We start from the raw sequence: 12,749 nt of genomic DNA, 5'->3' as shown, positions 1-12,749 counted from the left end.
ATTCTTGTTACCAGAGGCTCAATCTTGGAGAGCAGAGCCTCTGGTAAGTGACGTGTTAGGCGTTAGCGCTTTGTGGCTTGGTACACAGCAGTAGTGCTACTGCGATAAACATAGAGCCAGCGAAGACGGAAATGGTGTAGCTGATTGGGTCTGAAGATAGGAACCAACCCCATACAGCTGGTAGTGGCAGGCTTTGCCATACATCCAGTACAACCGCGAGCTGTGTGCCGATGATAGAACCCAGAATCATGATTGGAATCATCTTCGGATTCTTCAGAATGAATGGGATTGCGCCTTCTGAAATACCGATCATACCTAGCATCAGTGAGGTTTTACCCACCGTCTGCTCTTCCGGAGTAAAGACACGTTTGCGGAACTTGCCATCCAGAATCGCTGCCAGACCAACACCAATCGGCGGAATAACGATACCCAGCTCGCGAGCAATCAAGTCAAAGCCTTCGCCCATGCCGTTCAGACCAAGTGCAACCGAGCCAGCAGCTTTGTTGATCGGACCACCAAGGTCAAACGCAGTACCCGCAGCAATCACCATTGAATAGATACCGCGACCTGCATCGCCTGCCTGAGTGAACAGTTCAATCATAGCGATGTTCAAGGCACCAAAGAATGGGTTGATCACGTATTCCATGGTCAGCACCATCACGACACCTGTGACGGCTGGAACCAACAGCATAGTCTTGAGCGTGGTCAGCTCTGACTTCACCTTGATCACATCATTGAGGTAACGAACCAGATAACCGACAAGGAAACCAATCGCAATCGCGCCAAAGAAGCCCGATGGCGCCCAGCCCTCAAGATCAAAGAAGCGCTTGTAGACCTCATCACTCATGATGCCGCCAATAAAGGCTGGAATCAGAGCCGGTTTACCCGCAATCGAATACGCCAGATACGCAGCAAAGATTGGGTACATAAACTTGATGGTCATAAAACCAAGCTTATCGAGCGTTTCGATTGGCGTGCCGGAGATATCGACAAATTCACCCGTGATCTTCGCGACTGCCATCAGCAGGCCACCAAGTACTACCACTGGCAACATGTAGCTGATGCCCGTCATGATGTGGCCGATTGCCACCTGATACGCGGAGCGTTTTTCTTCTGCCACTTCAATATCGGCGTCAGACTTCTCTTTACCGCGCAAGAAGACAGTTGGCAGCAGTTCGTCTACGCGCTTAATCAATTCTTGAGTGCGAACTTTCAGCGGGTTGGCATTATCAAAACGCTCCATATCCATGATAGGTACATCGACAGCCAGAACAACGCCGTCTGCTGTCGCAATATCATGCGCTGTCAGCTTGTTCTTAACGCCATCACTGCCCTGGGTTTCCACTTTGACTTCGTAGCCCTGCTTCTCAGCCCATGCCTGAATTTTTTTCGCTGCCATAAATGTGTGTGCAATGCCGGTAGGGCAAGCGGTCACTGCAACGAGTTTTTTCTTACTCATGGTTGTTCACCGTATTCTTATCAACTCCGCCAAGTATATTTAGCGTCCACGTACCAAGGTACAGTTTCCTGATACAACCCACGTATGACGATACTTTTGTGATAGCAATCAAGGAAAATATTTGCCAGTTAGCGCCTAATAATGACAATTTCATTACTAAAATTGTATGCGATGAATACATTTAAAGGCATTGAGCGTGTCATCTATGAGTACTTGATCAGCCACGCGAGTCAGCTGGCCGAGATCTCCGCGAAAACCATTGCGAACAAAGCACTCACGACGACGACCTCAGTCAATCGTGTGTGTAAAAAGATGGGCTACGCCAGTTACACTGAGCTCAGGTACAAGCTCGCCGATGATCTGAAAAAGCAGACGCAGTCTGTGATTGAAGAAGATGACCAGATTCAACGCATCGAAAAAATCGCTCACTCATTAAATCAGTCGCCTGTGGTGTACCTATATTCCCGTGGTGCCTCGATTGTCAGCGTCTCTTACCTTTCACGATTTCTCTCTTTGGCAAATGTTCCTCACCTAGTGATCACAGATATCCACCAACTGGCCCGCGCCGAAAGTGGTACGGTTATGTTGATCAGCAAGTCGGGAGAAACGCAGTCTGTGGTGGATATGGCCCACAATGCAAAACGCAAAGGCTTGAAGGTATTTGCGATCAGCCATACAGGGTCAACACTCGCGGGGATTGCCAGCACCAACTTAGGTCTTGCCGAGCAAGTCGATGGTATCTCACCATATAGCCGCGAATCGCAAATCCATATTCTAGAATTGGTCGATGCCATTGGCCGCGAGCTACTGACGCACTAGTCTACCGCCGCATAACACCCTCCCCTAATTCGCAGCTGTTGGTTTTCCCTGCCTGAAACCAAACGCATCGCATTAATCCTTGCCAAGTAATTATGGACACTTATTTCCATAATGATTGGAAGTTTTCGCTATTTCTCCCCTTCTTCAATGTCGTTAATCTACGCCCATCGACATTGTTCATATCGAAGTCTTCGAGTTTTTGAGCTTGTTCGTTTACTTGAAATAAGGGTTCAACATCGTCCGAGCGGTCCGTGAGACCTAATGCAATTATCTAAATTCAACTAGGAGCCAACATGACTCACCCAATCATCAAAGATCTAAACACTCGTTACACAGCCAAAAAATACGACGCAAGTAAGCGTATCTCTGCTGAAGATATGGAAGTCATTAAAGAAGCGATTCGTTTATCTGCTTCTTCTATCAACTCACAACCTTGGAAGTTCATCGTTCTTGAGAGTGACGAAGCAAAACAACGTTTCCACAACACGTTTGCCAACATGCACCAGTTCAACCAACCGCATGCCAAAGAAGCGTCTCATACGATTTTGTTTGCTCACAACCCTCGCTTTACCAAAGACAACTACAAAAAAGTGGTCGATGCAGAAGTGACCTCTGGCCACCTGCCAGCAGAGCGATACAATGACATGTTAAACGGTGCGTTCGGCTTTGCGGAACTCAACACAGATGAGACAGGTTTCAACGGTAATTGGACAAAAGCTCAAACCTATATCGCACTAGGTAATACGCTACACACATTGGCGCGTATGGGCATCGCTTCGACACCTATGGAAGGGGTAGACCCAGAGCTAATCGGTGAAGAATTCAAAGAAGAGTTAGAAGGCTTTGTGTGTGATTTTGCTCTAGCACTGGGTTATCACAAAGACGGTGAGGATTATAACCACGGTCTGCCAAAAGCGCGCCTGCCTCTAGAAGACGTCATCACGACACTGTAAAGCATCAGAAATTGACGAAAAGGTAAGCACATGAGCAAGTTAACGATTATCGCCAATATCATTGCCAAAGAAGGCCAGATTGAATTGGTTAAAGCTGAACTGATCAAACTGATCGACAAAACACGCGCTGAAGATGGCTGCATCAACTACGATCTGCATCAAGACAACGACAACCCAACGCATTTCGTTTTCCATGAAAACTGGACGTCAGAAGCCGCACTGGATAAGCATCTCGCCAGCTCACATATCGCTGACTACGTCGCAGCTGTTGACGGCGCGGTAGAAACATTCACGATCAACCGTATGACGCATATTGCCTAACTATGCTATCAAGATAGAAAAGCCGCTTTGCGCGGCTTCAACACATCATCCCCATATTTAATGTCAAATAAGAGGACACTCACTAGGCAATTAGCGCTTTCTTAATAGAGCTCGGCTCAAAGAATACAGAGTGCAAAGCACATATAGAGGTATGGTATTCATCATCATTAACAACGAATTGTACATTCACATTTCTCATCGATGAGTGGACAGCAATCGGGGTTATGCCTTTTTCCATCAACGCCAACAGCCCTTTCGTTAATGCTTCATTTGTATCAAACTGGGAGCCAATAGTTGATATCAAGGCCACCATTCGACCTTTAATATTGGCATCTGGGAAACGTTTCTCTGTCTTGTATAACACGGTATTCAATGCATCTGTGCTACCCGTCAGATAATAAGTCATTGAATTCGCATTCATCTCTTTACCTACCAATCTCACACGAGCATCTGTAATGATCTGCATTAAGTCATAGCTGACATTATCAACGCATCCCACCATAGTTTGATCGAAAAGGTGTAAAGCAAAAACTTTCTCTTTACCTGCAATAATTTCGACTTTATCCATGGTTGGACGGAAAACACCAGAGATCAGAGTGCCCGGGTGGTGAGGCTCAAATGTATTCTTAATTTGAAGCTCTATACCACTTTCGCGAAGACCAGCGGCAGCATTGGGATGAATAGCTTCCATACCCAAGTTCGCAAGTTGATCAGCCACATCGTAGTTTGTTTCCCCTAGTGGGAGCACTTTATCTGAGCCAACAACACGAGGATCAGCTGAGCTTAGGTGGTATTCTTTATGAATAACCGCAAGATCTGCTCCAGTTAATGACGCAATTCGGCTAAACGTCATTTCGCTGTAGCCGCGATCATAGGTAGACATCAAGCCTTCTTTGCAAGACGCATAACCCGTGACGATAGGTAGCTCCTGAGTGACATCAATGTCTGAAAATGCTTCAAGAATACTTTCATCCAAACTAATAGGAGCCTGTGTATCCCAACCTGATAAGTCAACAAACTTTGCATTCACCCCCATGTTTTTCAGCTTGAGTGCCGTATTGTAGGCACTGTGGGCTTCACCGATTGAAGAAAGAAACTCACGAATTTGAGGGAGGTAATGACGAAGTGAAAACTGACCGTATTGGCACGTTTCCAGTATGTTAGAAATACATATCTTAGCTTCCGAAATTCGAGAACGAATGAACTTATCTGAGCGTAAGCGATTCATTGGATCAGCAAAAATATTCTCATTGGTGAGTAACATTCTTTGTTCAACACCATCAAGAGCTTGTTGCCAAGCATCGTCTCTCTTAGCAATCAATTGGTACACACCTGCTTTGCTGGTTTTTTTGCATTCGAGTAAAGCATCAGTGATACCTGCGTAAGCGGAAACAACAAATACACGGTTGTACATTTCCTCTTCGCTTTTCTTAATCAAAATATTATCTAAAACAGCATCAAACGCGGTCATTGAAGTACCGCCGATTTTCTCTACGGTATAGGTCATGTTAGGGCCTTTTTAAACTGGAGGAGTGGGTAATAGCTAGGCCCACAAGCCTAGCTATTAGAGCTTCTAATCGATGAGAGGGTATACGCCATTTTCATCATGAGTCTCTTTACCTGTAATAGGAGGGTTGAATACACATGCCATCACCATCTCTTTTCCCTCATAGGCACGAAGATAGTGCTCATCGTGTTGATCTAAGATGTAAAGAGTGCCGGGCTTTATTGCATAAGTTTTACCACCAACGACTTCAATCTCTCCTTCGCCGCTCATGCAATACACCGATTCTAAATGGTTCTGATAGTGGATATGCGTTTCTGTATTTTCAAAAATCGTTGTGATGTGAAAAGAAAACCCCATGTTGTCATCTTTTAACAACATACGGACGCTTTCCCATGTCTCTGAAGCTACTCTGCGCTCACTATCTCGACATTCTTCAAGTGTACGAACAATCATCTTTTTCTCCCTAATTACGATGCTTTCTTAAATTGTTGCTGGATAACAAACTCAACAGAACGCTCAAAAATATCTAGCCCTTGTTTGAGTTCAGACTCCGTGATGGTGAGTGGGGAGAAAAATTTCACCACTTCGTCGTCAGGCCCAGCGGTTTCAATCACTAATCCATTATCAAAACAGGTCTTGACGATATCGCTGGCTAATTGACCATTGCTACACTCAATACCAATCATCATTCCTCGCCCCTTCTGTTTAACAAACATGCTAGGGTAACGAGCTAGAGTGGAGTCAATAACCTCTGACACGAGGGCAGAGCAACTTTCAATATGCTTTTCAAATGGTTCGCTATCCGACCAATAAGCCTTGAGAGCAGCGGTTGCGGTAACAAAGGCATGATTATTACCACGGAAAGTTCCGTTATGTTCCCCTGGTTTCCAAACATCTAATTCAGGCTTCATCAGTACAATAGCCATTGGTAGGCCATAACCACCAATGGACTTTGATAGCGTGACCATATCTGGCTTAATACCTGCGGATTCAAAACTAAAGAAGGTGCCGGTACGTCCACATCCCGCTTGGATATCATCGACGATTAATAAAATATCGTGCTGCGAGCAGATTTTGCTCAGGCGCTGTAACCATTTGTCAGAAGCTGCGTTGAGCCCCCCCTCGCCTTGAACCGTTTCTACAAGTGCTGCGGCAGGTTTATCAAGACCAGAAGAGTTATCATTTAACATCGTTTCAAACAATTTTAAGCCATCGATATCCGCATAGCCTTCAAAAGGGATACGCGTGACATTGTTTAAACTGACTCCCGCCCCCTGACGATGATGCTGATTACCGGTTGCTGCTAACGCACCAGACGTACAACCGTGAAAACCATTAGTAAACGCAACAATTGAGCTCCTTCCTTTTGCCTTTCTCGCTAGTTTAAGAGCAGCCTCAACAGCATTAGTGCCTGTAGGACCCGTAAATTGGACTTTGTAGTTAAGGCCTCGTGGCTCAAATATATTCTGCTTCAATGCATTAAGAAAATCTGACTTAGCCGTTGAGTGCATATCAAGCCCATGTGTAATTCCATCAGCTTCAATATAGTCAAGCAAAGCTTGTTTAAATATCGGGTTGTTGTGACCGTAGTTGAGTGACCCTGCACCAGCAAGAAAATCTAGGTATTTTTCACCGGATTGCGTCTCCAGCCAGCACCCTTTTGCTTTGGTAAAAACGACCGGAAAGCTGTTGCAGTAAGAACGTACTTGTGATTCTTGTTTATCAAAAATATCCATGATTAGACCGTTTATCTATCCTGTGGTTTGAGTGTTTTTGAGCGGAATTCGATACAAATATTCAGTATCGTGCTCCCCTTTAAAATGTGTGTTTTGGTCGAGAAATGTTGAAATGCTTCCCTGAAGGCCATTCCGAGCATCGACCTTCTTGAACAGTGCCCAAGAAGAGCCATTATCTTGGGTAATGGTCGTTTCAATTGCCGTAATATTTTGTAGAGCATCTCTCGCTAAAAGGGCATCGATCATTCTTAGCGCTAGGCCCTTTCCGCGAAAATTAGGCGCAACAGCCACCTGCCAAATGAACAATGTGCTGGGCTCTTCCGGCTTGCGATAGCCAGAAACAAAACCTGAGATCTCACCTTTGTAGCGTGCTAAAAGGCAAGTTTGGCGAAAGTGGGTAGATTGCAAAAAGTTGCAATAAGAAGAATTGGTATCCAATGGCGGACACTGGGCAATAAGCTTGAAAATATCATGACCATCTTCAGCGCTAGGTACACTGAATGATCCGAAGTGCTGGCACTCTTCGTCAATCTCAGGAAAAGCAACCCAAGGAGCCACTGCGATCATAGGAATATGCATTTACTTTGTACTCTAAACAATTTCACTGCTTATTATCGTGCATCAAATAGCGAACAAAGCAAGAAAACAGCCTCAAAAACTTAATTTATGTGACCAAAATCACACAATAAAATAAGAGCACGACCAGAAAATAGATTAGAAATCTAATGTTTCGAATTTTAAACATTAAAAATGATAAGTAACCAAAGAAAGAGTAGGATTATGTATGAAAATAAAAATGAGCACGATGAAGCTTTTCATCAAGATTAGACTTAAGACATTAAAAATTAATAAAAAATTAATAATAGAAAAATGAAATACGATTGACTCTTCATAAGCCAGTCGATAATAGAGGATAAAACTTACTTAGAGGGCGAAATAATAAAATAATCGCTTTGGACGTTGAAAAACCAAAACGTTAGCTGATAAAGAGAGGCATATAAATAATATAACCAATTGAATTATATGAGTTTTAACCCAGTTCGGCGATTAACACTAAATAGACCAACCTTGAGCAATCCATTACGTTAAACTCACCACAGTGGAAGATATCGCCCTCCTAGACAGATATCCTCCTAACGAAAAGTTTACCTAACATCGCCCACATATAGAAAAGGGCTGCTCAGCGAGATTGATAGCAGAGCAATGCAACACACTAACGCTTATTTGCTCTCTCATCATAAGCTTGACGAGCACACTCTATCTCCTGCCTGTGATCATCTGCCCAACAGACTAATTGATATAGAGGCTTCACCAGTTCTCGCCCCATATCCGTTAAACAATATTCTACCTTTACTGGCACTTCAGGATAGACGGTTCTATTGACGTAGCCTTCACGCTCTAAATCTCTCAAAGTTTGAGTCAACATTCTTTGAGATATGCCTTCTATCCTAGATTTCAAAGAGTTGAACCTATCCGCCCCATCTACCAGAGCAAACAGGATGAGTAGTGACCATTTGTCGCCAATTTGGGACACAACGTTACGAACAGCACACTCTTGATTGTTGTAGAAAACTCTTCTTTCTGGTTTAGCTTGAGCTGACAATTTCTCACTCCTTGTCTTTTCAGAATACTTCATAGGTTACCAAAATGTGCCTAGCGTAGCCTTTAGTACCTTATTGTCATGCAGGTTACTATTAATTACCATAATAATCAATGTATACCAAAATAAGACATCAACATCAGGAGTCCCCATGTTAAAAGCAATGACATCTATTATTATTTTACTAATAAGTACAATAAGTTATGCACAGTCATCAGATAAAATAACGATTGATATAACGAGCTTGCAAAAGCCAAATTGGACAGAGCAAGAACGTGCAAATGCCGAACTGATTACTGATTTTGTGCAAAACTTAATGAACAATCATAATTTTGATTATGTTCTTGAGCACTACAACGACAGCACTTATGTTCAGCATAACCGCAACCTTCCGGATAAAGTCACCGGCTTAGTCGATTTCTTACGTGAGTTTGTTGAGGAATACCCTGACTATACCTATGACGTAAAACATATCTATGTGGATGGCAATTATGTCATTTTCCACTCTCATGCCACACTCAACAAAGAAGATAGAGGTAATGATGAGAAAGGTATGAATATTATTGATACTTGGCGACTTGAAGATGGCAGAATCGTCGAACATTGGGACTCAATCCAAGCTCTGGATTTTTCAATGAGGGTCTACTCACTGATTAGCGGAGGGGATATCCAAAACTCAAATGGCGTATTCTAATTGGCCAGTTACCCAGTTACACAGCCTAAATGGGGCGTTCTTCGCCCCTTGGGTTACTTGTCTAATCTCGTTATCTAGCCAAAGTCGAGTGTCATTATAAAGCGAGGTTGTTCAGGGTGAATGGCAGGTGAACGGTGAACTAGCGCTGTCTCTTCATTACCTTCCCAGCGACCACCTTTAAGCAAGGCAACATCACCACAATGCAGTTGCTGTACATCGGATTCGTGTTGATACAAACCAGAAAGAGAGTCAGGTTGACCATTACTGCCACGGCCCAGTTTTGAACGATCTAAAGCAGAGTTAGGTAGCCACTCAGTTGCTGCACCGTGATAGGTAGTCACAAGGCGACATGGCACTTGGTCAACATGGAATCGCGGGCACATCGCAGTACTTAATGTTGCAAATCGCACTCCTACCTCTTCCAAATCAAATAAATAGCAGAACATATCAACAAGCTGAGCCATGTCTTTCAACAAGGATTCCGGTGCTTGCCCATTAGTCGCACAGTCAAGAGTCTCAAATGCATTTGAAGGGGAGACAGTTAAAGACTTACTAATGGTTGGATTCGCAGCGATATATTGACTGATCAAGTTGGTAAAGTCTTCATCGAAACGTCGTTGCCAGACCGCTATATTGACCCCCTCTTGATAGATATCACTTAACACAATTGGCTGTCTATCTAAGCGAGCATGAGATCCACCAATCGTCTGAACTGCATCACCCGCTACAATGGGCTCGGCTAAAACCACATTCATTATCTCTCTCCTGTGTTGTACAAAACCAAAAATAGAACGTTATAACATAACAATTAAGTTTACCAATAGTTGTTTTCTGACCTTAGGTTTCAACCTTGCTGCAAGCACACCCAAACTCTTGGCTAGAGCTTAAAACTCATAGTGAAGGTCAAGAGATCATGATTACAGGGTTTGAAATGGAGTGGACGTTCAATGATCCAGAAAGACAGGGAACATGAATTTATTTCACAATGAATTTGAATTAATACCATTGTTATTCAAGTCCAGAACAAAGTTATAAAGGAATCTACTCTTATACCCAGACAGAATTAAAAAATGAATAAATAGCTGTCTAGAGCATTCAGCAATGCAAAGAGTAAGAAATGACTTCAGCTTTCATCTAAGGAAATAGGATAACGATCACCATGAATACAGACTTCACCTTTACTATCAAGAGCCTTAGCCTCGATGAAAATTACCGACCATCTGATAGCACACGCATAACAACTAACTTTGCTAATTTGGCAAGAGGCGAAAGTCGCCAGGAGAATTTACGCAATGCATTGAAGATGATTGACAATAATTTTAATGCACTGGCTCATTGGGATAACCCAAATGGCGATCGTTACTCAGTTGAACTTGAAATCGTTTCTGTGGATATGGATATTGAAGCTAACGGCGAAAGCTTCCCTTCGATTGAAGTACTCAAAACGTATATTGTCGACCACAAAACAGAGGAACGTATCGAAGGCATTGTGGGGAATAACTTCTCTTCCTACGTTCGAGATTATGATTTTAGTGTTCTTCTCCTTGACCATAATAAAGGCAAGCCGAAGTTCAGCATCCCAGAAAACTTTGGTGAACTTCATGGCAAGTTGTTTAAGCACTTTGTTAATTCAGATATATACAAGCAGAATTTCACAAAGCTCCCTGTGATTTGCTTAAGTGTTTCTGACAATAAGACTTATCATCGCACCGACAATCAGCACCCTGTATTAGGCTACGAATATGAGCCAAATGAATCGTCCCTAACAGAGCTATATTTCCAGAAAATGGGGCTACAAGTGCGTTATTTCATGCCGCCGAACAGTGTGGCTCCTTTCGCCTTCTATTTCTTTGGCGACCTGTTGAATGATTACACCAACTTGGAGTTGATCAGTACCATCAGTACGATGGAAACTTTCCAGAAAATCTATCGCCCAGAGATTTACAATGCCAATGCCGTAGCCGGTAAAGCTTATCAACCAAGTTTAAAAAATAGTGACCATTCACTAACACAGATTGTCTATGACCGTGAAGAGCGCAGCCGCTTAGCAATTGAGCAGGGAAAATTTGCTCAAGAGCACTTCATCAAGCCATATCAAGCTGTGCTTGAGCAATGGTCTGCAAATTACGCGTAACAACTGATAAGAATAAAGAAAGGCTTACTATGAAAACACTATTACCAACTTCTACAGCAGGCAGCCTACCCAAACCTTCTTGGTTGGCAGAACCGGAAAAGCTTTGGTCACCTTGGAAACTACAAGGTGACGAACTTACCGATGGCAAGCAAGACGCGCTACGATTGTCGTTGCAAGAGCAACAAGATGCGGGTGTGGATATTGTTAGTGACGGCGAACAAACTCGCCAACACTTTGTGACAACCTTCATCGAGCACTTGAGTGGTGTTGATTTCGAAAACCGTAAAACCGTAACAATTCGCAACCGCTACGAGGCCAGCGTTCCAACGGTTGTCGGCCCAGTCAGCCGCCAAAAGTCCGTCTTTGTCGAAGACGCTAAATTTTTACGTCAGCAAACGGATCAACCCATCAAGTGGGCGTTACCTGGCCCAATGACCATGATCGATACTCTGTATGACGATCATTACAAAAGTCGCGAAAAACTCGCTTGGGAGTTTGCCAAAATCCTCAATCAAGAAGCGAAAGAACTTGAAGCTGCAGGTGTCGATATCATCCAATTTGATGAGCCAGCATTTAATGTTTTCTTTGATGATGTCAACGATTGGGGCATCGCTTGCTTAGAACGTGCTATCGAAGGACTTAAATGCGAAACAGCCGTTCACATTTGCTACGGCTATGGCATCAAAGCCAATACAGATTGGAAAAAAACTTTAGGGAATGAATGGAGGCAATATGAGGAAATCTTCCCTAAACTGCAACAGTCCAATATTGATATTATTTCACTGGAGTGCCATAACTCTCGTGTACCGATTGAGTTATTAGAACTGATTCGAGGCAAGAAAGTAATGGTAGGCGCGATTGACGTTGCGACGGATAGTATTGAAACGCCTGAACAGGTCGCAGAAACACTGAGAGAGGCACTCAAATACGTTGATGCAGACAAGCTCTACCCTTGCACCAACTGCGGTATGGCTCCATTACCTCGCGAAGTCGCACGCGGTAAACTTACAGCCCTAAGTGCAGGCGCTGAGCTGGTCAGAAAAGAGCTGTTATCTTAAATATCCGGTGGTTGAGATTATCGTTATCTAGCCACAAACCATTGGTTATCTGGTAACTTCATGTTCTCCTATTTATAGGGAACGAATAGAGCGAGTGTATATCATCATTGAGTGAAGGATTGACACCTAATCTACATTTGGGTATCTTCCGCCGGATAACGAATTTTGACTTCTCTACTATGCTTTATATCCTATTCAAGAATTTTGTCAGACGAGTGAGCTCCGCGCATTAACACGATGAAGTGTTGCTCGGAGCTGAAACTCTTTTAAATCTTCATCAGATATTACCGACTATGACGTTCCTGTTTTTTTTCAGGAGCTGCAGGTGTATCTGATTAAAAAGTAGAGAGCGGGCCGACGATGACCTTCATCGCCGGCCCTTGTTGTTTCTGAGATTCAGAAGCATTATTTCTTGAAGCAAATTCTTGTGACGGGGTCGGTATGAACAATACCGACCCCGTTTTTTTA

At 43.4% G+C, this 12,749-nt stretch carries 13 protein-coding genes; 6 read left to right on the top strand and 7 right to left on the bottom strand.

The window, feature by feature from the left end; genetic code table 11:
- Window positions 1-55: 55 nt before the first annotated feature.
- Window positions 56-1,459: a fructose-specific PTS transporter subunit EIIC gene (locus tag L1D23_RS00150; RefSeq protein WP_019276325.1), complete on the bottom strand. Its 1,404-nt coding sequence runs from the start codon at window positions 1,457-1,459 to the stop codon at window positions 56-58.
- A gap of 171 nt (window positions 1,460-1,630) precedes the next feature.
- On the opposite strand from L1D23_RS00150, the gene L1D23_RS00145 reads away from it, so the two are divergent.
- The 3 genes from L1D23_RS00145 (at window position 1,631) to L1D23_RS00135 (ending at window position 3,552) form a co-directional block, all read left to right on the top strand.
- Window positions 1,631-2,278, top strand: coding sequence for a MurR/RpiR family transcriptional regulator (locus L1D23_RS00145; RefSeq protein WP_239865322.1), 648 nt, complete (start codon window positions 1,631-1,633; stop codon window positions 2,276-2,278).
- 293 nt (window positions 2,279-2,571) lie between these two features.
- Window positions 2,572-3,231: a nitroreductase family protein gene (locus tag L1D23_RS00140; RefSeq protein WP_006961689.1), complete on the top strand. Its 660-nt coding sequence runs from the start codon at window positions 2,572-2,574 to the stop codon at window positions 3,229-3,231.
- A 30-nt stretch (window positions 3,232-3,261) separates the two neighbouring features.
- On the top strand, window positions 3,262-3,552 hold the full coding sequence (locus tag L1D23_RS00135; protein WP_239863553.1) for a putative quinol monooxygenase: 291 nt from the start codon (window positions 3,262-3,264) through the stop codon (window positions 3,550-3,552).
- 82 nt (window positions 3,553-3,634) lie between these two features.
- On the opposite strand, the gene L1D23_RS00130 is transcribed toward L1D23_RS00135, so the two are convergent.
- The 5 genes from L1D23_RS00130 to L1D23_RS00110 form a co-directional block, all read right to left on the bottom strand.
- Complete coding sequence (locus L1D23_RS00130; protein ID WP_239835839.1) at window positions 3,635-5,059, bottom strand: aspartate kinase; 1,425 nt, start codon at window positions 5,057-5,059, stop codon at window positions 3,635-3,637.
- Between the two features lie 66 nt (window positions 5,060-5,125).
- On the bottom strand, window positions 5,126-5,512 hold the full coding sequence (locus L1D23_RS00125; protein WP_239835838.1) for an ectoine synthase: 387 nt from the start codon (window positions 5,510-5,512) through the stop codon (window positions 5,126-5,128).
- Between the two features lie 14 nt (window positions 5,513-5,526).
- A complete protein-coding gene (gene ectB, locus L1D23_RS00120; RefSeq protein ID WP_239863552.1) occupies window positions 5,527-6,795 on the bottom strand; it encodes a diaminobutyrate--2-oxoglutarate transaminase in 1,269 nt (422 codons plus the stop codon).
- Between the two features lie 15 nt (window positions 6,796-6,810).
- Window positions 6,811-7,362, bottom strand: a complete 552-nt coding sequence (gene ectA / locus L1D23_RS00115; RefSeq protein WP_239865314.1) for a diaminobutyrate acetyltransferase — start codon at window positions 7,360-7,362, stop codon at window positions 6,811-6,813.
- A 646-nt stretch (window positions 7,363-8,008) separates the two neighbouring features.
- Window positions 8,009-8,398: a helix-turn-helix domain-containing protein gene (locus tag L1D23_RS00110; RefSeq protein ID WP_239835833.1), complete on the bottom strand. Its 390-nt coding sequence runs from the start codon at window positions 8,396-8,398 to the stop codon at window positions 8,009-8,011.
- 148 nt (window positions 8,399-8,546) lie between these two features.
- Here L1D23_RS00110 and L1D23_RS00105 point away from each other — a divergent pair, with 148 nt between their 5' ends.
- Window positions 8,547-9,089, top strand: a complete 543-nt coding sequence (locus L1D23_RS00105) for a nuclear transport factor 2 family protein (RefSeq protein WP_239835831.1) — start codon at window positions 8,547-8,549, stop codon at window positions 9,087-9,089.
- Window positions 9,090-9,163: 74 nt separating this feature from the next.
- Here L1D23_RS00105 and L1D23_RS00100 read toward each other — a convergent pair whose 3' ends face one another.
- Window positions 9,164-9,844 (bottom strand): DUF1826 domain-containing protein, encoded by a 681-nt coding sequence (locus L1D23_RS00100; RefSeq protein ID WP_239863551.1) that lies wholly within the window; start codon window positions 9,842-9,844, stop codon window positions 9,164-9,166.
- A 404-nt stretch (window positions 9,845-10,248) separates the two neighbouring features.
- On the opposite strand from L1D23_RS00100, the gene L1D23_RS00095 reads away from it, so the two are divergent.
- Complete coding sequence (locus tag L1D23_RS00095; RefSeq protein ID WP_239863550.1) at window positions 10,249-11,223, top strand: DUF1852 domain-containing protein; 975 nt, start codon at window positions 10,249-10,251, stop codon at window positions 11,221-11,223.
- A gap of 29 nt (window positions 11,224-11,252) precedes the next feature.
- Window positions 11,253-12,281: a methionine synthase gene (locus L1D23_RS00090; protein ID WP_239863549.1), complete on the top strand. Its 1,029-nt coding sequence runs from the start codon at window positions 11,253-11,255 to the stop codon at window positions 12,279-12,281.
- The last annotated feature ends 468 nt before the right edge of the window (window positions 12,282-12,749 follow it).

This window comes from Vibrio sp. Isolate24 (assembly GCF_022398215.1).
GTDB classification, from domain to species: Bacteria; Pseudomonadota; Gammaproteobacteria; order Enterobacterales; family Vibrionaceae; genus Vibrio; species Vibrio coralliilyticus_A.
The sequence above is the reverse complement of the archived record's forward strand: the minus strand, read 5'-3'. Positions and strand labels throughout refer to the sequence as shown.

Excerpts from the sequence above, each read along its gene's own strand:
- L1D23_RS00150 (WP_019276325.1), bottom strand. The coding sequence starts at position 1,459 with ATGAGTAAGAAAAAACTCGTTGCAGTGACCGCTTGCCCTACCGGCATT.
- L1D23_RS00145 (WP_239865322.1), top strand. The coding sequence starts at position 1,631 with ATGAATACATTTAAAGGCATTGAGCGTGTCATCTATGAGTACTTGATC.
- L1D23_RS00140 (WP_006961689.1), top strand. The coding sequence starts at position 2,572 with ATGACTCACCCAATCATCAAAGATCTAAACACTCGTTACACAGCCAAA.
- L1D23_RS00135 (WP_239863553.1), top strand. The coding sequence starts at position 3,262 with ATGAGCAAGTTAACGATTATCGCCAATATCATTGCCAAAGAAGGCCAG.
- L1D23_RS00130 (WP_239835839.1), bottom strand. The coding sequence starts at position 5,059 with ATGACCTATACCGTAGAGAAAATCGGCGGTACTTCAATGACCGCGTTT.
- L1D23_RS00125 (WP_239835838.1), bottom strand. The coding sequence starts at position 5,512 with ATGATTGTTCGTACACTTGAAGAATGTCGAGATAGTGAGCGCAGAGTA.
- ectB (WP_239863552.1), bottom strand. The coding sequence starts at position 6,795 with ATGGATATTTTTGATAAACAAGAATCACAAGTACGTTCTTACTGCAAC.
- ectA (WP_239865314.1), bottom strand. The coding sequence starts at position 7,362 with ATGATCGCAGTGGCTCCTTGGGTTGCTTTTCCTGAGATTGACGAAGAG.
- L1D23_RS00105 (WP_239835831.1), top strand. The coding sequence starts at position 8,547 with ATGTTAAAAGCAATGACATCTATTATTATTTTACTAATAAGTACAATA.
- L1D23_RS00100 (WP_239863551.1), bottom strand. The coding sequence starts at position 9,844 with ATGAATGTGGTTTTAGCCGAGCCCATTGTAGCGGGTGATGCAGTTCAG.
- L1D23_RS00095 (WP_239863550.1), top strand. The coding sequence starts at position 10,249 with ATGAATACAGACTTCACCTTTACTATCAAGAGCCTTAGCCTCGATGAA.
- L1D23_RS00090 (WP_239863549.1), top strand. The coding sequence starts at position 11,253 with ATGAAAACACTATTACCAACTTCTACAGCAGGCAGCCTACCCAAACCT.